This window comes from Microbacterium sp. (genome assembly GCF_049661145.1).
GTDB lineage: Bacteria > Actinomycetota > Actinomycetes > Actinomycetales > Microbacteriaceae > Microbacterium.
Genome location: NZ_JBASZT010000387.1, coordinates 1 through 20,021, shown reverse-complemented (window position 1 = coordinate 20,021; position 20,021 = coordinate 1). Strand labels below are relative to the sequence as shown.

General features: G+C 65.9%; 15 protein-coding genes, 2 tRNA genes and 4 pseudogenes. 15 read left to right on the top strand and 6 right to left on the bottom strand.

From position 1 onward, the window contains the following. Positions 1–5: 5 nt before the first annotated feature. The 4 genes from WBP48_RS15975 to WBP48_RS15960 all read left to right on the top strand — a co-directional run bounded on the left by WBP48_RS15975 (position 6) and on the right by WBP48_RS15960 (position 2,918). Positions 6–935, top strand: coding sequence for an HAD family hydrolase (locus tag WBP48_RS15975; protein ID WP_424441736.1), 930 nt, complete (start codon positions 6–8; stop codon positions 933–935). Positions 936–1,079: 144 nt separating this feature from the next. After that, positions 1,080–1,164: transfer RNA gene (locus WBP48_RS15970), tRNA-Ser, on the top strand. A 73-nt stretch (positions 1,165–1,237) separates the two neighbouring features. After that, the gene (locus WBP48_RS15965; RefSeq protein WP_424441735.1) at positions 1,238–2,554 is read left to right on the top strand and encodes an LCP family protein; all 1,317 of its coding nucleotides are present in this window, start codon (positions 1,238–1,240) and stop codon (positions 2,552–2,554) included. 272 nt (positions 2,555–2,826) lie between these two features. Continuing rightward, positions 2,827–2,918, top strand: a tRNA-Ser gene (locus WBP48_RS15960). 283 nt (positions 2,919–3,201) lie between these two features. On the opposite strand, the gene WBP48_RS15955 is transcribed toward WBP48_RS15960, so the two are convergent. Then, positions 3,202–4,317 carry a tyrosine-type recombinase/integrase gene (locus WBP48_RS15955; RefSeq protein WP_424441734.1) on the bottom strand — a complete coding sequence of 372 codons (1,116 nt, stop codon included), beginning with the start codon at positions 4,315–4,317 and terminating at the stop codon, positions 3,202–3,204. After that, complete coding sequence (locus tag WBP48_RS15950; protein WP_424441733.1) at positions 4,310–4,894, bottom strand: helix-turn-helix domain-containing protein; 585 nt, start codon at positions 4,892–4,894, stop codon at positions 4,310–4,312. The genes WBP48_RS15955 and WBP48_RS15950 overlap by 8 nt, the downstream gene beginning before the upstream one ends. A 111-nt stretch (positions 4,895–5,005) precedes the next feature. On the opposite strand from WBP48_RS15950, the gene WBP48_RS15945 reads away from it, so the two are divergent. From WBP48_RS15945 to WBP48_RS15925, 5 genes are all read left to right on the top strand, one after another. After that, positions 5,006–5,254: a helix-turn-helix domain-containing protein gene (locus tag WBP48_RS15945; protein ID WP_121057203.1), complete on the top strand. Its 249-nt coding sequence runs from the start codon at positions 5,006–5,008 to the stop codon at positions 5,252–5,254. Next, positions 5,206–5,553 (top strand): glutaredoxin family protein, encoded by a 348-nt coding sequence (locus tag WBP48_RS15940; protein ID WP_424441732.1) that lies wholly within the window; start codon positions 5,206–5,208, stop codon positions 5,551–5,553. The genes WBP48_RS15945 and WBP48_RS15940 overlap by 49 nt, the downstream gene beginning before the upstream one ends. Before the next feature lie 264 nt (positions 5,554–5,817). Continuing rightward, a complete protein-coding gene (locus WBP48_RS15935) occupies positions 5,818–6,780 on the top strand; it encodes a tyrosine-type recombinase/integrase (protein ID WP_424441731.1) in 963 nt (320 codons plus the stop codon). 5 nt (positions 6,781–6,785) lie between these two features. Next, positions 6,786–7,106, top strand: coding sequence for a helix-turn-helix domain-containing protein (locus WBP48_RS15930; protein WP_424441747.1), 321 nt, complete (start codon positions 6,786–6,788; stop codon positions 7,104–7,106). 752 nt (positions 7,107–7,858) lie between these two features. Further along, complete coding sequence (locus tag WBP48_RS15925; RefSeq protein WP_424441730.1) at positions 7,859–8,944, top strand: hypothetical protein; 1,086 nt, start codon at positions 7,859–7,861, stop codon at positions 8,942–8,944. A gap of 342 nt (positions 8,945–9,286) precedes the next feature. On the opposite strand, the pseudogene WBP48_RS15920 reads toward WBP48_RS15925, so the two are convergent. Together WBP48_RS15920 and WBP48_RS15915 are read right to left on the bottom strand one after the other, a co-directional pair. Then, positions 9,287–9,791 (bottom strand): annotated as a pseudogene (locus WBP48_RS15920) (N-acetyltransferase family protein). Continuing rightward, a pseudogene (locus WBP48_RS15915) lies at positions 9,788–9,982 on the bottom strand (ArsR/SmtB family transcription factor); the annotation flags it as partial. The pseudogenes WBP48_RS15915 and WBP48_RS15920, both read right to left, overlap by 4 nt. A 195-nt stretch (positions 9,983–10,177) precedes the next feature. Between WBP48_RS15915 and WBP48_RS15910 the strand changes: the two are divergent. From WBP48_RS15910 to WBP48_RS15885, 6 genes and pseudogenes are all read left to right on the top strand, one after another. Beyond that, positions 10,178–11,344 (top strand): glutathione-independent formaldehyde dehydrogenase, encoded by a 1,167-nt coding sequence (locus WBP48_RS15910; protein WP_424441729.1) that lies wholly within the window; start codon positions 10,178–10,180, stop codon positions 11,342–11,344. 1 nt (position 11,345) lies between these two features. Further along, on the top strand, positions 11,346–11,918 hold the full coding sequence (locus WBP48_RS15905; RefSeq protein ID WP_424441728.1) for a type 1 glutamine amidotransferase domain-containing protein: 573 nt from the start codon (positions 11,346–11,348) through the stop codon (positions 11,916–11,918). 45 nt (positions 11,919–11,963) lie between these two features. Beyond that, positions 11,964–12,137, top strand: a pseudogene (locus WBP48_RS15900) (putative quinol monooxygenase); the annotation flags it as partial. 142 nt (positions 12,138–12,279) lie between these two features. Beyond that, positions 12,280–13,410 carry an NAD(P)/FAD-dependent oxidoreductase gene (locus WBP48_RS15895; RefSeq protein ID WP_424441727.1) on the top strand — a complete coding sequence of 377 codons (1,131 nt, stop codon included), beginning with the start codon at positions 12,280–12,282 and terminating at the stop codon, positions 13,408–13,410. Between the two features lie 199 nt (positions 13,411–13,609). Beyond that, positions 13,610–15,454 carry a Na+/H+ antiporter NhaA gene (nhaA, locus tag WBP48_RS15890; RefSeq protein WP_424441746.1) on the top strand — a complete coding sequence of 615 codons (1,845 nt, stop codon included), beginning with the start codon at positions 13,610–13,612 and terminating at the stop codon, positions 15,452–15,454. 181 nt (positions 15,455–15,635) lie between these two features. Continuing rightward, positions 15,636–18,302 (top strand): excinuclease ABC subunit A, encoded by a 2,667-nt coding sequence (locus tag WBP48_RS15885; RefSeq protein WP_424441726.1) that lies wholly within the window; start codon positions 15,636–15,638, stop codon positions 18,300–18,302. A gap of 95 nt (positions 18,303–18,397) precedes the next feature. Here WBP48_RS15885 and WBP48_RS15880 read toward each other — a convergent pair. Then, positions 18,398–18,634 (bottom strand): annotated as a pseudogene (locus tag WBP48_RS15880) (transposase); the annotation flags it as partial. A 227-nt stretch (positions 18,635–18,861) separates the two neighbouring features. Continuing rightward, the gene (locus tag WBP48_RS15875; RefSeq protein ID WP_424441725.1) at positions 18,862–19,803 is read right to left on the bottom strand and encodes a GlxA family transcriptional regulator; all 942 of its coding nucleotides are present in this window, start codon (positions 19,801–19,803) and stop codon (positions 18,862–18,864) included. Positions 19,804–20,021 lie beyond the last annotated feature (218 nt).

The following is a 20,021-nucleotide window of genomic DNA, read 5'->3' as shown; positions in this document are numbered from 1 at the left end:
ACGAGATGACCGAAGAGACGGCCGAGGGGCACCTGCCGCCGACCGGGTCGGTGCGGGTCGTTCGGCCCGCCGCCGCGGCCGACCTCGTCGAGGAGATCGCGGAGGATGCCGAGAACCCCGCCGTGGCGACGACGCGCATGCTCATCGCGCTGGATGTCGATGGCACCGTGCTGCTGGAGGACGAGACGCTCAGCCCGGGCGTCGTCGACGCGGTCGCCCACGCGCACCGCGCCGGGCACGAGGTGATGCTCGCGACCGGGCGCAGCTGGGAGGGCACCCGCGGCATCCAGCACGTGCTGCGGCTTGCGCCGGAGTATGCGGTGTGCTCGAACGGCGCCGTCATCATGAGACGGATCGGGGGAGACCTCGGTGAGGAGAGCGTCTACGAGCGGTTCCGCATCGAGACGTTCGATCCGACCGAGGCCGTGACGCTGCTGCGCGAGCATCTGCCCGAGGCGCGCTACATGGTCGAGCTCACCGACGGGCGACGCCTGTACACCGAGCCCATCGAGGACTGGAACCTGACGCAGGCGCAGCGCGTCGGCTTCGATGAGCTCGTCGCACAGCCGGTGTGCCGTGTCGTCGTGGTCTCACCGGAGGACACCGACGGCGACTTCGTCCAGCTCGTCGCGCGGATCGGCCTCAATGAGGTGTCGTATGCCGTCGGCTGGTCGGCATGGCTCGACATCGCCCCGCAGGGTGTGGACAAATCCACCGCGCTCGAGCGGGTGCGCACCTGGCTGGGTGTCGACCCCGATCGCGTGCTCGTCATCGGCGACGGGCGCAACGATCTCGGGATGTTCCGGTGGGCGCTCGAGCATGGTGGACGGGCGATCGCGATGGGACAGGGGCCGGACGAAGTGCGCGCCGAGGCGGGGGAGATCACGGCATCCGTCCACGCCGGCGGCGTCGCCGACATCCTCAAGCGACTCTGAGTCGCACGCTCGCGTGGTCTTCGTGCGTCTTTCAGGGGCCGCACAGGCGGCTGCGGGAAGAATAGGACAGGTCTGCTCGACTAGACTCGCCGTTCGATGGGAGCATCACGGGATGCCTGCGGGGATGCCGTGACGCACACATCGGGAGGGTTGTCCGAGCGGCCGATGGACCCGGTCTTGAAAACCGGTGGGCAGCAATGTCCCGTGGGTTCGAATCCCACACCCTCCGCCGCGGCGGCGGAGGCCCCCGTAGGGGGCCACCGCACCAGCTTCGCGGCCGCGCCGCGTCTGAAAGGATCCCCGTGAGTGCACGCACCGACGGCTCCCGCCGCCAGCCCGTCGCCCGTCACGGCATCCTGAAGTCTCCTCATCCGTTCACGCAGATCGTCACGGTGTTGGTCGCCGTCGTCGCGGTTGTCGTGCTCAGCACGGGTGCCGTGGGTGCGTTCGCGGCGTGGAACGCGCTGTCGTCTGTCGAGGCGGCCGGCGTATCCCTCGGTGATGACGAGGGACAGTTGCCGCCGACGCTGGGCGAGATCGAAGGCGGCGTGAACCTGCTCATCGTCGGCACCGACTCGTGCGACGGCGACAACGCGGCGCTGTCGGGCGCCTGCCAGGCCGGCGACACCGCCGGCGAGCGCAATGACGTCACGATGCTGCTGCACATCTCGGACGATCCTCGCCGGGTGACGGTCGTGTCGTTCCCGCGCGACATGATCGTTCCCATTCCCGCGTGCACGGGCGAGGACGGGACGCAGTACTCATCGATGAGTGCGCAGATGCTGAACGTCTCCTACATGTACGGCGGTCTCTCGTGCAGCGTATTGACGATCGAGAAGCTCACCGGCATCGACATCCAGTTCGCCGCGGCGACCAGGTGGACGGGCGTCATCAACATGTCCGACGCGGTCGGCGGTGTCGACGTCTGCGTGTCGGACGACATCCGCGATCCTCACACCGGCCTGTCGCTGACGAAGGGGACACACACCCTTCAGGGGGTCGAGGCGCTGCAGTTCCTGCGGATGCGCCACGGGATCGGCGATCAGTCGGACCTTGCTCGCATCTCCAATCAGCAGCAGTTCATGAGCTCGATGGTGCGTAAGCTCCAGTCCGACGGTGTGCTGGCGAACCCCGCGACCCTGTTCAACCTGGCGACGACGGCTGTCAAGCAGGTGAACGAAGGCCAGATCGTGCTGAGCCAGTCGCTGGCGAACCCGCAGCGGATGGTGCAGATCGCGATGGCTGTGAAAGACGTCGCCTACGAGGACATCGTGTTCGTGCAGTATCCAACGACGTACACGGATGGTGGCCTGCGGGTGCAGCCAGTGCTTTCGGACGCTGCGGTGCTGTTCCAGGCGCTGGCGAACAACGAGCCGTTGGAGCTGACCGGCTCGACGAGCGACGGCTACGGCACCGAGGTGGTGGGCGAGGCGACCAAGCCCGAACCCGCCACGACGGCGACGCCAGCCCCGACGGAGTCCGCGACGCCGGATGCCGGGACCACCGAGGCTCCCGCCCCGACCGAGTCGACCCAGCCGTCGCAGGCCGCCGTGGCGCTGCCTCCCTCCGTCACAGGTCAGAAGGCGGATCAGGTCACCTGCACCGTCAAGCAGCGCTGACGCGGCTTGTGTGCCGCGGGTGCGCGTTGCGCGCCCTGCGGGCGTCGGGCTGGGGTTGCGCATTGGGCGGTGTGGCCGACCACTTCGCCGGCTGATACCGTCCCAAAAGCAGGCTGGATTTCACAATGCCCGCCGCCACGGGCCGGAAAGCGGCATTTCAGCCTGCTCTTGCGACACCGGACGGGGGCCCACCCCTGAGCTGGTTCGGCCGCACGGGTGCGAACGGCTATGATTGCCGGGTGCGTCCGCGCCGCCTCGGCGGCCCGGCGCCTGGAGACGTCGCATAGTCAGGCCTAGTGCACCACCCTGCTAAGGTGGAGTCCCCTTACGGGGACCGAGGGTTCAAATCCCTCCGTCTCCGCCAATCGAAATGGTCCGCGATCCCTTGAAAACACTGGGATCTCGGGCCATCGGTCTTTCCGGGATTGGAGCGTTTGCGTCCCATTTGCGTCCGGTCGGCGAACGCAGGTGCTATTCGACGGCGCAGGACGGGGCGCGAGCGGGGCTGGGGCCCAGTTGCGCCCGCCGGCCGGACGCTTGTCACGGCCGCGGTTCGGGCCGTCGGTGACCGGTCGTGAATCAGGACATTGGTGACAGATCGTGTGCCAGCACACGTGGCCTAACCGGAGCCCAATCAGACGATCGCGTCAGTCCACCTCGAAAAGCGCGTCGGCGCCGGCGGCCAGGGCGGCGGCGTTCATAGCGCCTGAGACATCGTCCAAGTCGCTGTCGAAGAGGTCGGCATAGACGTCGAGAGTCATCGCAGCCGAGGTGTGTCCCAGCATGCGCTGGACGGTCTTCACGTTCGCGCCCGATTGCACGGCAAGCGATGCTGCCGTGTGCCGGAGATCATGAATCGTCATTCTCGGGAGACCGGCGTCCGCCAGGGCTGTGACGAACCACGACTTCGACCCATCACTCGAGCGCGTTCGTTTCATGTGTCGCCCATCCGCGGCAGGGAAGATCAGTGCTTCGGGGCGCCGACCGTCGCACCGCTTCGCCAGAGCCTCCATCAAGAACGAAGGGACCGGCACAAGCCGCGGCTTATGGGATTTGGGTGTGCCGATGTGGATCTCTCCGTTCACCTCGACGGCATTTTGAGACACTCGCAATCGGCTGCGGACGAGGTCTACGTCCTTCACGCGTAGCCCGGCCGCCTCGCCCCACCGGATTCCGCAGTAGCAGAGGACGAGAACGAGGAGCTTCTTATCGCCCGAGGCGTTCGCGAGTGCCAACGCCTCCTTGTGCGTCAGGTAGAGATGCTCACCCCGCTGCTTGCGCGGAAGTCCCATCTTGCCTACTCGTGCCGGGTTCACGGCGATGCGCTTGTCGTAGACGGCGTCGTCCATGATGCTGGCCAGCACCCCGAAGGTTCGAATCGTCACTGTCGCGCCGAGGGTCCTGTTCATCTCAGCGACCCACGCCCGCACATCGGTATGCATGATCTCGTCGATGCGCCAGCGGCCCCAGCGCGGTTGGACTCGCAGACGCCAGGCTGTGTCGAGCGGGGCGTAGGCAGACGGCTTCATGCTCGCCCTCTTGGAGTCGAGCCAGCCGGGTCCGAGCTCGTTCACCGTGATCTGCGCGGAAACGGGATCGATGTATACGCCGTGGGCACGCGCCGAATCGAGATCGGCAAGCCACATCTCCGCCTCGCGCTTGCGAATGAAACCGCGCTTGCCGCCCTTGCTCCCGTCAGGCTTGACGTAGCGGACCTCATACCGCTTGCCAGCTGCGCTCTGGTACGGCCGGATGCTACCCATCTGCCTGTCGGCCGACGATGTAGCTCATGCCTTCGAGGCGTCCTTCAGCGCGGGCCTTCTTCACCCAGTCCGCAGCGGTGCGCTGGGGGATGCCGAGCTCGTCGGCGATGGCACGGACCGGCGGGTTGCCGCTGAGCGCGGCGATGCCATAAAGCAGCTCGGTGGCCTCCATTCGCTCGGCACGGTTGCCGCGCTTGGCGACGGCTTCGGCGAGCCATTCGGGGAGGATGCGCCCGCCGGTCGTGGTGAGATCGTGTGCCGTCATGTTGGGCGGTCCGTCGTCGAGGCTGAGCGCGATGCAGTGCGGAGTTGCTGCGCGCATTATCGTCTCGATCGAGATCTGCCGCAGGCTGCGGTGCACGATCTCGGTTCCCTCCGCGCTGATGTCGCACCGGGTGATGAGGTACCGGCCCTCGTCGGCGCTGTAGTGCGCTTCGATGCGCACGCTGAGCCCGGGCGCGACTTCGGTGGCGTGGGCGGCGAAGCCCGGGGCGATCCGCAGCGCTGACCCGACCGGTTGGGTGGCAGCATGCCACGTCATCTTCTGCCCGGTCAGGGTGTACACGTCGACCTTCACCTCCTCAGTGTGTCTGATCGCGCCGCGGATATGCGAACCGCCCTTGACAGAGTGTAGCGCTTAAGTATCTACTTGTGTCAAACGTGGTCACGATTACATGAACGGGGGTTGATGATGGCCACTCACACTGAAACCCGGGAAGAGATCGAATGGCTCTCCCCGCAGGACGTCGCCGACATGCTTCCCGGCGGCATCACGGTCGGGAAACTCGAGCGCTGGCGGCGCGAGGGCGGGGGCCCGGTCTTCCACAAGCTCGGCAAGACCGTCGCCTACATCCGCAGCGAAGTCGACCAGTGGATCCGAGACACCGCGTGCCGGTCTACGTCGGACACCTGGTCGCGCAGCCGGAGCCGGCGATGATCACAGTCACCGTCTACTCACTCGGCGAGGGCTGCCCGCACTGCGTGCGCACGTGCAACTGCCTCACCGTCGCCGGCATCCGCTCGACTGTCATCGACATCACGGTGGATGAAGATGCGCGCCGGTTCGTGACCGAGCAGCTCGGATACGCGCAAGCGCCGGTCGTGGTGATCGACCAGGACCCGGCCGTCCATTGGTGCGGGTTCCGGCCCGACCTGATCCAGCAGGTCGCCAAACGGGCAATATTGCCATCTGATGCAACGCGCCGACCCCCGATCGCAGGCGCTGCAGAAGGCTGAGTGCAGTGATTCTCGAGCGGGTCGAACTCACTGCGCCGACCCTAGATTCGAAAGCCTACTTCATTTGCATCAATGTTGCGTTGGATGCATCATGAGGATGTGCTTGTAGTTGATCCTTCGCCTGCGCAGAGGCTTCTATCCGCAGGGAACGTCGTTCACCTCGACCCTGAGAGGGCCGTGCTCGATGGGATGTTGGATGGGTGGCGAGTTCAGCAGACTGCTCGCTTCCTGAAGGCTCCGACGATTGCGGCGAGAGAGCGGCTCGTGCGCCGGTTCGTGGATTTCACGGGTATGTACCCGTGGCAATGGACGCCGGCGGAGGCGGAGGCGTGGATCAGTGAGTTGCGGTCGGGTGCGAAGCCGTTGCGAGTGTCGACGCTGCGTGGGTACGAGATCGACATCAAGATGTTCTGCGCGTACGTCACTGATCCTCGATATCCGTGGCTGTCGGAGTGTGAGGCGCGTTTCGGTGTCGCGCCGCGGCAGGTGTTCCATGAGGACAACTCGATCGTGCATGTCAGCGAGTACGAGGGTGATGCCGCGCGGCGCCCGTTGACGTTTGATGAGGTTCAGGCGTTGTTCGATGCGGCCGATGGGCTTGCTGCACGGATCCGGTCGAGACGACGGAAGGGTGCAGTTCAGGCGCTACGAGATGCGGCCCTCCTCAAAAGCGTCTACGCGTTCGGGTTGCGGCGACGTGAGGCGGTAATGCTTGATCTAGTGGATCTGCGCCGCAACGCGAAGCTGCCGCATCTGGATCGTTTCGGTGCACTGTCGGTGCGACATGGCAAGGCCAGCCGTGGGGGGCCGTCGAAGCGGCGCACGGTGCTCACGGTTCCCGAAATGGGGTGGATTGCGGGGACGCTGGCGCACTACCTCGAGGAGGTCCGCCCGTCGCTGTCGTCTTCGGCGCCCTCATCTCCGGCGCTGTGGGTGACGGAACGGGGTACGAGGCTGAGTAGGCGTGCGGCGAATGAGGCGTTCTGTGCAGCTCGCGATGCCGCGGGGATCGACTCTTCGTTGGATCTGCATTCGTTGCGGCACTCGTACGTGACGCATCTGGTGGAGTTCGACTACCCGGAGCGGTTCATCCAGGAGCAGGTGGGGCACTCGTTCTCCTCGACGACCGCGATCTACGTCGGGGTCTCCAACGAGTACCGGAACCGCCTACTCACTCAAGCTATTCACACCCGCTACGGCGCCGACTTTGAGGAGGCAGCACGGTGAAAGAGATGGACTACGTCTGGCATCTGCGCGCGAAGATGGCGGAGCGTGGCATGTTCGCCACGACGGACCTGCAACCGCTGCTCGCTGAGCGTGGCGTCGCGCTCTCCCGGGAGCAGACTTACCGGCTGGTGACGGGTCAGCCGCAACGGTTGAGTATGGTGACGCTGATCGCGCTGTGCGACATCCTTGGGTGCACACCCAACGACCTCATCGAGCCGCGCATCGTCGAGGCGTCCGCCAGGAAGGCTTCCGGAGAAGTCGTCCCGCTGAAGAGCCGAGTGTCCGCCCGCCGAACGACGATCAATCGGCCCGGGCATGCGAAATGACCGTGGTGCCGGAGCAACCTTGCTCCGAGTGCGGAAGCCGCGCTCCGCGGGTGAAGCGACTCCCCGGTGGGGGAGGGCTCTGCCGACCGTGCTACAACGTCAGCCGACGTGTGGAGTGCTCGCGCTGTGGTCGTATCAGGGCGCCCAGCGCTCGAGCGGACGACGGCGCACCACTCTGCGGGCACTGCGCGCGACCGAAGCGTTCGTGTGCGGGATGCGGCCGTGTCGATCACGTCACCGCCATCGTTGATGGTCAGGATCTCTGCCAGCGCTGCTACTCCGCACCGGTCAGAGCGTGCGGACAATGCGGGCGGGAGCGCCGTGTCGCAACCCGCCATCAGGACGGCGTCGCAGATCTGTGCCACAGCTGCTACCGCACCACCGTCGCCGAGTGCGCCATCTGCCAGCAAACGCGCGCTGTCCACACCACCTGGCCGCTCGGCCCTGTGTGCGGCGTCTGCTACCGTCGCGAGCTCCGCCACCCGAACGGCTGCGAGTCCTGCAGGCAGAGGAAAGCGCTTATCGGTCGCAACGACCGGGGAGAGCGCGTCTGCGGGCCCTGTGCGGGATCGACCCGCGACTACATCTGCGCCAAGTGTGGCGCCGCGGGTGAGCAGCACTTCGAGAACACCTGCATCCGTTGCTCCGTCATCCGAGCCGCCGGCGACCTGCTCGCGGCTGCGACGGGAGTGATCCCCGAGCGTTTGGCCGGGCTCCCTGACGAGCTCGTTCGTCGAGGTCGCGTGGACTCAATGATGAGATGGTTGCTCAAGCCCACCCCGCGGGGCCTGCTCCGAGCGATCGGAACGGAGGAGTCGATCACTCATGCGAGCGTCGATGCGTGTCCACCCGGGCAGGCGCGACATCACCTCCGTGCTCTCCTGGTCGACGTCGGCGTCCTCCCGGTACGAGATGAGCAGACAGATCGGCTCGAAACATGGGTCGACGAGTACCTGACCCAGCTCCCTCCCCACCATGCCGCCGTGATCACCCCTTACGCGCAATGGAAGGTGCTGCGCGCCGTGCGTCGTCGGGCGCGCCGTCGGCCCACCACGATCGGTGTCGCGGATTCCGCGCGGGAGCGGATCCGTGCCGCCGCGCGGCTCCTGCACCACGTCGAGCAAGAAGGCGAGATTCTCTCGGCGCTGACACAGGAGGCTCTGGACCGGTGGACTGGCGGCAACGCCGCCCGCAGTGGTGACATCGCGCCGTTCGTCTCGTGGCTCAGCAGTACGGGCCAGTATCCGGGACTCCGGGTCGAGCGCGGAAAGATGGCCAAGCCAAGCGAGATCAGCGAGGAGGGCGAACATCACGCTCTGATCCGCAAGTTCATCGCCGGATCGGACGATACGGTGAACCTCGCGACGAGAGTCGCCGCGCTGCTCGTTCTCGTCTACGGGGCCCGAACTGACCGCATCCACCGACTCACCACAGCCGACACCATCGCGGCGGGAGGGCGAACGTATCTCGCGCTATCGACCGAGCCCATCGAGATCCTGAGCCCGGTTGCTCACCTCCTCGCACGGCTCATCGCGGATGCCGAGCGCAATCCGCGTGCGGTTCGCCGGGACGGCGAAGGGTCGTATCTCTTCGTATCTCCTCGGCGGCATCACGAACCAATCCATCCCACAACCCTCGGGCGGTGGATGGCTCGGGCCGGTGTCAGTCCACGGATTGCCCGGAACTATGCAATGCTCGCTCTCACCAGCGACCTCCCTGCCGCCGTGGTGGCCACGCAGGTGGGAATCACGGCGCAGGCGGCCAGTCGTTGGGCTCAGTTCTCGCAACGCGACAGCGTCGAGTACATTGCCGCACGAGCAACCCTCTTCCCTCGCTGAGAGTCAGCGTGCGGTGGGCCGGTGTATTTGATGTACTCCGACCAGGTGCACTCGACCGCGAGGCGCAGCGCATCCGGCGGGAAGTATCCGATGAGCTGCCGCTTTAGGGGGTCGGGATCGAACGTGACCGAGCGCAACAGACGGCGGCCACGAATCTCGACCACGCGAAGGATCGCGATCCGCCTGCTTCGATCGAACATGTACCAGACGCCAGGCTCGGGGGAGCACTGCAACTGAGACATAGGCGACCAGTGCTGCACCACGTCTCGACCCTATAAGTATTCGAACACACGTTCGAAGGACTTTCCTTCGGCCGGGGGAACGCTCCCGCTGCGCGCTCGATCAGCGAGGGTGGCGCCGTTCGACGAGGATTGTGTCGCGCCACTGTCCAGACCAGGGGCCATAGGTGATGAGGGCGATGCGTTCCCGACGACCCGCGCGACGGAAGCCGGTCCGGTCGTGGAGGGCGAGGCTGGCGGGTTCTCGGGGAAGATGCTCGACTGCACCGTCCATACCCCGGCCTCGTCGGCGGCTTGGAGGAAGGCGTCGAGGAGTGCGGCGCCGACGCCGTGCCCGCGAGCTGGTTCGCGACATAAACCGAGTGCTCGACCACGCCCCGGTATACCTCACGAGATGACACGGGCGAGGCGGCGACCCATCCGAGAACCGAACCGGCGGTGTCCTCGGCAACGAACCGCCCCACGGTGAGTTTCCCCGAGTGGAAGGCAGGCCACGTTGGCGGATCTGTCTCGAACGTTGCGTTGCCGGTCGCGATGCCTTCTCTGTAGATGGACTCCACTGATGCCCAGTCGGCAGTCGTAATGGACCGGATGAGGACGCCGCTCATGGGCGCAGCGCGCGGGAGGCCTGTTCGAGGGCGTCGGTGACGACGCGGTAGTAGGCCCAGCGGCCGCGCTGTTCGCGGGTGGCGAGGCCCGCGTCGACGAGCAGTTTCATGTGGTGGGAGACGGTCGGCTGGGATAGTCCGACGGGCTCGGTGAGGTCGCAGATGCATGCCTCGCCGTCGCCGGATGCGGCGAAGCGTGTACAGCGCGTATGCCCTGGGATCGAACAGCGGAGCCGGCCATTATCCCGGCTCGATCGCGACACATCAACTTAAGGCAAGCCCCTTGTCACGTGGTTCCTGGGGGCGTTTGCTGTCTAGCGATGGGGCCGGCGTCGGAGAGGCCTTGTCAGAAAGACGTCGAGCAACACAATCGGATCGGAGTGGACATGAAAGCAGTGGTGTACGAGGGACCCCGTCAGGTCAGCACGAAGGACGTCCCGGACGCGAAGATCGAACGACCCACCGATGTCCTGGTCAGGGTAACGACGACGAACATCTGCGGCTCGGACCTCCACATGTACGAGGGACGGACCTCCTTCGAGGTGGGCCGGACGTTCGGTCACGAGAACATGGGGGAGGTCATCGAAGTCGGTAGTGGCGTGGAGAAGGTCAGGGTCGGAGACCGGGTTGTGCTCCCGTTCAACATTTCGTGCGGATTCTGTAAGAACTGCGAACGCGGCCTGACCAACTACTGTCTCACCACTCAGCCCGACCCATCATTGGCCGGTGCGGCCTATGGGTTCGCCGACATGGGTCCCTACGGCGGTGGCCAAGCGGAACTGCTCCGTGTGCCGTTCGGTGATCACAACGCGCTGCGCTTGGGCGAGGATGCGGAGGAGAAGGAGAATGACTACGTCATGCTCTCCGACATCTTCCCCACCGGTTACCACGCCACCGAGATGGCCGGCGTGGTCCCGGGCGACAGCGTTGTCATCGCCGGGGCGGGTCCGGTCGGGCTGATGGCCGCCCTGTCCGCGATGATCAAGGGAGCCGCGAAGGTGATGGTGGTCGATCGTCACCCTGACCGGCTCGCGTTGGCCGAGCAGATCGGCGCGATCGCCATCGATGACTCCAAGGTCGATCCCGTGCAAGCCGTGCTCGACGAGACGATGGGGCTGGGAGCTGACCGGGGCTGCGAATGCGTGGGTTACCAGGCCCACGATCCCCAGGGCAACGAGGACACCGCCGCCACGCTGAACATGCTCATCAACTCGGTGCGTTTCACCGGAGGAATCGGCACCGTCGGCGTGTTCGTCCCCCAGGACCCCGGAGCCAAGGACGACCTCGCCAAGCAGGGAAAGGCGGCCATCGACTTCGGAACGCATTGGTTCAAGGGTCAGACCATGGGGAGCGGTCAGGCCCCGGTCAAGCGGTACAACCGCCAGCTGCGGGACTTGATCGCCGCCGGCAAGGCGACCCCTTCGTGGATCGTCTCCCACGAGATCTCGCTGGACCAGGCTGCCGATGCCTACAAGAACTTCGACGCCCGGTCCAAGGGTTGGACCAAGGTTCTCATCAAGCCCGGAATGGCGACCGAGAAGAAGGCGAACTGATATGGCCGAGACGCTGCAGGGCAAGAGAGTCGCCATCCTCGCCGCCGACGGGGTCGAGCGCGTCGAGCTCGAGAAGCCCCGCGAGGCGCTGGAGCAGGCTGGTGCACAGACCGAGGTTCTGTCGATCCATGACGGTGAGATCCAGGCCCGTGAGAACGATCTGGATGCCGCGGGCACGTTTACTGTCGACGGGTTGGTCGCGGACGCCTCTGTCGCCCACTATGACGCCCTGCTTCTCCCGGGCGGCACGGTGAACCCCGACCAGCTCCGGGTCGACCCCGACGCGGTCTCCTTCGTCCGCGAGTTCGTCGAAAGCGGCAAGCCCGTTGCGGCGATCTGTCACGGGCCGTGGACGCTGATCGAGGCGGGTGTGGTCGAAGGTCGCACCTTGACGTCCTTCCCGAGCATCCGCACGGATCTGCGCAACGCCGGTGCTGACGTCGTCGACCAGGATGTCGTGGTGGACGGGAATCTGATCACCAGCCGCTCGCCCGATGACCTGCCTGCGTTCTGCGACACGATCGTGGCGAAATTTGCGAGCAGCAATTCAACCCAGGGAGAGGTGACGTCATGAGCGTGACGAAGGGACTGCTCGTCAGGCTGGAGGCCCTGCCCGGAAATCCGTCTCGGCCCGTCCTCCTTCGGGATCTTCGACGTATTCCCCGATGACGCCGGCCGCGACGCGCACCTGTCCGGCGCGGTTGCGACCGCTCTCGGCGAGCAGACCGGCAAACTGTTCAGCGAGCCGACGATCGAGAAGCTCGACGTCCTGGGCTCCAAACTCCCCGCCTGACACCACAGGCCGGGAGTACTGGCCCAAAAAGGGAGGGGTCGCTGCGCGCGGTGACTTCGGGCTTACACAGCCCGCTGACCTCGTGGCAGCGGCCCCTTCTCTTGCGGCCTATCGCTAATCACCAACAGATCGGGGAACCGCGATGACAGGAACTGGCGACGGCGTTGTCACGACGCATTCACCCGAGGTAGCAGTGATCGGGGGCGGGATCGTCGGTCTGTCGACGGCGTACGCGCTGCGGGAGCAGGGCGTGCCGGTGCGCTTGTACGAGGCTGGTCTGCCCGGGACGGGTCAGTCCGCAGGCGAGTCGCGGATCTTCCGGCATGCCCACGACGACCCGCGACTCGTCGCTTTCGCGCGCGAAAGCCGCGGCGTATGGGATGAGTGGGCCGAACACTTCGACGTCGAGCTGGTCTCATCAGACGGTGTCCTGGCGATCGGAGACAGCGCCCTGGCGCGGCTGCGGGTGCTCGACCAGGTCGGCGGCGTGGAAGCGCACGAGATCGCCGCGGCCGAGGTCGCCCAGCGGATGCCGCTGCTCGCTGGGTACTCGGGGCCAGCGGTGCTCGACGAGTCGGGCGGAGCGATCCGCACCCGCGCCGCAATCACGGCACTCACGGGTGCCCTCGCAGATGCGGTCACCACCGGTGAGGTCATCTCCATCGATCCCCGCGCCGACGGGACGGTCGAGGTGCGCAGCGTCACCGACCGGGCTGTGTACTCCAAGGTGGTCGTGTGCGCCGGCCGCGAAACCGCCCGCCTGGCACGCAGCGTCGGCCTGTCGCTGCCGGTTCGCCTTGCCGCACACGTCAGGCTGACCTTCGACGTGAAAGCCGCCGCCCCGGCACGAGTCGCGTGCCTGCAGGACAGTAGCGGCGTCTTCGGCGAAGTCGGCGTCTACGCGACGCCGCTACCGGGCAACAGCAGCTATTCGGTTGGACTCAGCGACACCGTCGGCGTCCGCGACGACGGAACTTTCATCGACCCGGCGGCGATTCGATCGCTGGACGAACGCGCGCGCGAATACGTGACACGGGCGCTGCCCGGTCTCCACCCAGAGCCGCGCGACTTCCTTCACTGCTGGGTGACCGACCTCCCGTGGAGTGAGGACGGCGTGGCCGTGTGGGAGGCAGGCTCTGTCCTCTTTGTGGCCGGTCACAATTTGTTCAAGCAGGCACCTGCGCTGGGTCGCGCTCTTGCCCGGGCTGCGACCGGCGGCGGTCTCCGCGCCGAGCTCACGCCCGAAGCGCGCCTCGGCGAGGCCCAGAGCTAGGGCGTCCTAATCGCGGGGGGTGACCAAGCTCGTCTGTGGGCTGTCGTTGATAACCGAGGTGAGACCGCGAGCGGCCGAGAGCCACTTTAAAGATGCGCTGGATTCACGCCGACACGGGTTGAACAGGAACGCCTTGCGCGCTGCACGGTCGACAAGGCTCGCCGCCGGGCGCTGCCCTTGGTCCCGATATGCTGCCCACATGACGAGTGGGCAGATAGAACGGCGCACTCTTTGGCGAACGATTCGCACGGAGTCGGGTTCGGCTGTGCTCTTGGTCGTCGTCGCAGCGGTCGCCCTGCTCTGGGCGAACTCGCCACTCTCCGAGGCCTATTTCGGGTTGTGGGATGTCGAGATTGGGGTTGATGTCGGCGGGTTCGGACTGCACATGAACCTGCACCACTGGATCAACGACGGCCTCATGGCGGTCTTCTTCTTGGTCGTTGGCCTCGAGGTGCGACAGGAATTCGCGCATGGGTCGCTCCGAGACGCGAGCCGCGCGCGTCTCGCGTTGATCGCTGGCGTCGCCGGCGTGGCACTGCCCGCAGTTTTCTACATCCTGATCGTGGCTACCGCGGGCGGCGACGGGCTCGGTGGATGGGGCGCGGTGGTCGGTACCGACACCGCGTTCCTGTTGGGTGCCCTCGCGCTCGTCGGCCCGAAACTCTCCGGCCAGTTGCGGGTGTTCCTCCTCACCCTCACCGTCGTCGATGACTTCCTCGCCGTCTCCATCATCGGCATTGTCTACAGCGACGAAATCCGGCTCGTTCCGCTGCTGATCGCAGTTGCCTGCCTCGCCGGGTTGTGGCTTCTGGGTCATTCGCGCCAATGGAGCGCCATACCGTACGTGCTGATTGTCATTGTGCTCTGGTTCGCGACCGTTGATTCCGGAATCCACGCCTCCCTCGCGGGCATGGTCGCAGGACTCCTTGTCCCCGCCTACCCGACGCGTCGGCAGCAGGTGGTCGCGGCTCGTCAGCTGTTCCGCGACTTCTGGCAGTCGCCGAGCGCGGCATCGGCGCGCGCAGTCGATCGAGGCTTGGCGCGAGGTATCTCGGTAAATGAACGCATGCACGAGGTCTTGCGCGTGCCGACCGCGCTCGTCATCGTCCCGATCTTCGCGCTCGCGAACGCTGGCGTCGACCTGCGCGGCGGCATGCTCGTCGATTCCTTCCAGTCCTCCGTGACGTGGGGAGTCATCGCGGGTCTCGTGCTCGGCAAACTTCTCGGCATCGGTCTCGCCACCTTCGTCGCTGTGAAGCTTGGAGCCGGTCGGCTACCCGAGGGTGTCGGGATGGGCAGCGTGTTTGGCGGCGCGGCGCTTTCAGGGATCGGGTTCACCGTGTCGCTCCTGGTGATCGGCCTCGCGTTCGGCTCGACGTCCGACCTGGGTCGGCGAGCGACCGTCGGCGTGTTGGTGGCGATGGTGCTCGCTACCGCGCTTGGTTGGTTGATTTTCCGGGTTGCTGCGAAACGCTGGGGAGAGGAGACGGCAGATCTGCCGATGGTGCTCACACCACCCGTTGATCCGGAAGTCGACCACGTCCGCGGACCAGAGGACGCCCAGCTCACGCTCGTCGAGTACATCGACTTCGAATGCCCCTATTGCGCGCACGCAACGGGTTCCTGGGAGGACCTCCGCAGCCGGTTCGGGGACGATCTCCGGTATGTCGTTCGCCACCTGCCACATCACCCCCACGGCCCCATAGCCGCACGAGCGTCGGAGGCGGCGTCGAATCAGGGGATGTTCTGGCCGTGGCTGGACTTCGTCTTCACGCGGCAAGATGCGCTCGAGCGCGAGGATCTGATCCGTTACGCCGAAGAGCTGGGCCTGGATGTCGCCCAGTTCACGACTGACCTCGACAGTGTCGCCGTACGCGCCCGTGTGGAGCGGGATCTCGAAAGCGCCGATGCAAGCGGGGCGCACGCCACCCCGACGTTCTTCATAGGCGGCCGACGGTTGCTGGGTAGCTACGACGCTCGAACGCTCACCTCAGCCCTCGAAGCCAGCCGCCGAGGCACACGAACCCAGGAAGTGCGCTCCTGAGTCGAGGTCGACCGAGTTGGCCCTCGCAGGGTGATCGGCACCGGACAGGTGCTCCGCGCCATCGCGATGCTCGTCTACCTACTCGTACCCGGTTGGCCCGGGGCAATTAAACAGCCGCATCATCTTGCCTCCACGGTCGATGAACCTGCTTACCGCGAGACCCGCTTGGTACAGTTCCGAAATGGACGACCTTTCCTCAGTGTCCACCCACGTCCAGCCCGATGTCCGGGTGCGTGGTGCCCGCGAACACAACCTCAAGGACGTCGATCTCACGGTTCCGCGTGACGCGATGGTTGTGTTCACGGGCGTGTCCGGATCCGGGAAGTCCTCCTTGGCTTTCGGCACGTTGTACGCGGAGTCGCAGCGGCGCTACTTGGAGTCAGTTGCCCCGTACGCGCGGCGACTGATCGACCAGGCGGGTGTCCCCGACGTCGACTCCATCACCGGGATGCCGCCCGCAGTCGCCTTGCAGCAGCAGCGCGGAGGGCGCAGCGCGCGCTCCTCTGTAGGCAGCATCACCACGCTGTCGAGTGTGGTTCGGATGCTCTATTCGCGAGCCGGTGAATACCCAGATGGTCAGCCGATGCTCTACGCCGAGGACTTCTCCGCGAACACCGTGCAGGGCGCGTGCCCCGAGTGCCACGGTATCGGCAGAGTGTACGCGGTCACCGAGGAGCGGATGGTGCCCGATCCCTCACTCACCATCCGGGAGCGCGCCATCGCATCATGGCCGACCGCCTGGCACGGCCACCAGTTGCGGGACGTGCTCGTCGCGCTCGGCTACGACGTCGACGTACCGTGGAAGGATCTGCCGAAGAAGGATCGGGACTGGATCCTCTATACCGACGAGACCCCCTTCGTTCCCGTCCACTCTCGACTCACACTCGCCGAGGCGCGCCGGGCAATCCGAGCAGGAATCGAACCGAGCTACTCGGGCACCTTCGTCGGCGCGCGGCGGTACGTGCTCGACACTTTCGCGAACACGAAGAGCGCGTCTATGAAGCGCCGCGTAGCCCAGTTTATGAGCGCGGCGGTCTGCCCGGTGTGCCATGGGAAGCGGCTCAAACCCGAAGCACTGACGGTGACGTTCGAAGGACTCGATATCGCGGACTTCTCAGCCTTGCCACTGTGTGAATTGGCTGAGCTCCTCGAGTCCGTCGTCGCCGAGTCTGACCGCGAGGGCGAGACCTCCGGCGCCGTGGTAGACGTCGCGACGAGACGTGAAGCCGTCGAGCAGCGCGTTGCTGCTGGCGGCTCCGCACACTCCGCTGCGCCGGATGTCCGTCGCACACCGAATCAGTCTGTCGAGAAGCGCGCCGCGGCAGCCCGCCTGGGCGCAGAATTGCTGGACCGCCTGCGCCCCATCATCGATCTCGGACTCGGTTACCTCTCGCTAGGTCGCACTACGCCGACACTGTCCGGAGGGGAGCTACAACGACTTCGACTCGCCACGCAGCTCACGTCGGAACTGTTCGGTGTGGTCTACGTCCTCGACGAACCGTCAGCCGGTCTCCATCCGCACGACGTCACCGCGCTGCTGGGTATCCTCGACGGACTGAAGCAGCGCGGCAACAGCCTCTTCGTCGTGGAGCACTCCGTCGACGTCATGCGGCACGCGGACTGGCTGGTCGACATCGGCCCCGGAGCCGGGGAACGCGGCGGGCGCGTGATCTACAGCGGACCCACGGACGGGCTCGCGGAGGTCGACGAGTCGGTGACGCGCGGATACATCTTCGGGGGCAGCGGCCTTCCACCGCACCAGCCCCGTGCCGCCCACGACTGGTTGCAGCTGAAGCACGTCACCCGCAACAACCTGCGGGACGTTTCTGTGGCGCTCCCGCTCGGAACGCTCACGGCTGTCACTGGCGTGTCAGGGTCGGGGAAGTCCAGCCTTGTCAGTCAAGTCCTGCCTGCCCTCATCGGCGCCAGGCAAGGAGACGCCCCTCGCGTCGAGGAGGAAAGCGCTGAGGCCGACGCCCTGCTCCTCACTGACGAGTCCGACGAACTCGGAGGGTCGGTCGAGGGCGATCTCACGACCGTCCGGCGTGTGGTGAGCATCGACCAAAAACCCATCGGCCGCACGCCCCGCTCCAACGTCGCGACCTACACAGGACTCTTCGATCATGTGCGGCGCCGGTTCGCCGAGACGCCGGAAGCTCGGACACGTGGATACAAGCCCGGTCGGTTCTCCTTCAATGTCGCAGGCGGCCGTTGCCCGACCTGTGAGGGTGAAGGCTCCGTGATGGTCGAGCTGCTCTTCCTGCCCTCGGTCTACACCGTGTGTCCCGACTGCCATGGCACCCGCTATCAATCGAGCACCCTGGAGATCACCTGGCGAGGGCGCAACATCGCGGAAATCCTCGCGATGAGCGTCGAAGAGGCTCACGAGTTCTTCGCCGGCGAGTACGACGTGATGCGCTCCCTCACCTCGCTGGTCGATGTCGGGCTCGGCTATCTGCGCTTGGGACAGCCGGCCACAGAGCTCTCCGGTGGGGAGGCGCAGCGTGTGAAGCTGGCCACCGAACTGCAACGAGCGCAGCGCGGCGACACGCTGTACGTGCTCGATGAGCCGACCTCCGGATTGCACTGTGCCGACGCAGACCGTCTCGTTACCCACCTTCAGACTCTCGTCGATGCGGGCAACACGGTCGTGATGGTGGAACTCGACATGCGAGTGGTCAGCGCAGCCGACTACGTCATCGATCTCGGGCCGGGAGCCGGTGACAACGGCGGCACAGTGGTCGCGTCCGGAACGCCAGCAGAGGTCGCCGCGTCGAGAAACAGCGCTTCAGCACCGTATCTCGCCGCCGCCCTCGCCCAGTCCGCGACGGTGACGTCAGGAGCATAACCGGCGCTTCGCCGTTGAATGTGAGTATCGGGTGACGGACCGGTAGCCGGGGCTGCTCGGGAGATGGGTCGAGATCCCCGAGGATCAGAGGACTTCTACCTCATCTGATCGAGAGGACCTCGACGATGACCGAGCCTACGACCTGCTGACGCACGCTTGAGGATCTCGATCTCCATCTCCAGCACCCGGTTCCGGCGGCGCAACTCGACGAGCTCCTTATGCTCGTCGCTGGTGACCCCGGCCTTGCGACCGGAGTCGACCGCGTCACGGTTCATCCAGTTCCGCAGGCACGACTCACTGATCCCGAGATCGCGGGCGGTCTGGCCGACAGGATTGCCCTGCGCGACAGGTCGAGGGTTCGACGCCGGAACTCCGGCGGGTGGGCAGCAGGCATCTCACGGACTCCTTCCGAGACGATCATCGCCTCAAGTCAGGTGTCCGGAAAAGCGGGTCAGGCTCCCATGGCCTGTGCTGCGGGCGTGTCGAGTGGGTCGTCTAGGGGCGACGCAGGAGCGTCGACGCGACGTGCTGAGAGGTGGTTCTAAGGCATGGCGATAGGTCAGGAACGGCGTCGTTCCCTGCGCAGGAGGGAGCGCAGAGTCTCGGCGTTCGCGTAGCCGACCCGTAGCGCGATCTCGGCGGAGGTGAGGTCCGTGGTTGCTGAGAGGTGCCGAGCTCGTTCGATGCGAAGCCGTTGGACGAAGCCAAGTGGAGTGAGGTTGAGCGCCGCACGGACTCGTCGTTCGAGGGTGCGCCGGCTGGTGCCGAGCGACTGCGCGACGAAGGCGACGTTGAACGGTTCGTCCAGGCGGGCGCGCACGAAGCGTTCGAACTCGACGAGGATCGGGTCCTCGTGCCGGAGATGTTCGTAGGCGACGAAGGCCGCCTGCGACGGGCGCTCGTCGATGATGAGGAGCTTGGCGACATGTTGGGCCAGGTCGGGGCTGATCGATCGCACGAGTGAGAGCGCGAGGTCGATGTGGGCGAAGGCGGCGCCGGCGGTGACGAGGTTCCCGTCGACCACGACCATGGTGTCGAGATCGAGGGCGACGGTCGGATAGCGCTTCAGGAACTCCGGCCCTAGGAACCAGCTGGTCGTCGCCCGCCGATGATGCATCCGTCCGGTCTCGGCGACGGCGAACACGCCGGTGCACGCCGCGGCGATCCGGGTGGTCGCCTCGTCGAGGCGCCCGAGCGAGGCGATGACCGAACGAGCATCTCGGCTCTGGAGGGCGTCGTTGGTAGCGGCGGCCGTGAGGGTTCCAAGCGCAGGGACGACGACCACGTCGAACTCTCCGGACTCCGACAGCGGGTGGTCCACCGCCAGGGTCATCGATGCCGTCGTGGTCACTCGCCGTTTCGGTCCGAGGATGGCGAGTTCGATTGGGTCGATCCGCGGGTCGACGTCGCCGCGGGCTCCGTCGGCCACCCGCACGATGTCGATGATCGACGCGATAGCCGAACCGAAGCAGCCGTCGATCGCGATCAGTCCGATACGCATGACGTAAACCATAGCAATACTGCCGTATACGCCACTCCACGCCGGCCCTCGCTCGTCATACGCTGAACTCGTCCCACGAAGAACCCCGACACCTAGTGTCGTGTTTCTGAAGTTCGTTTCGGGTTTGCTTTCGCGAGGATCTGTTCCGGGGTCTTGGTCCAGACGAACGGATGCTTGCGGTCGTTCCAGCCGGTGATGAATTGCCGGATCTTCGCGTT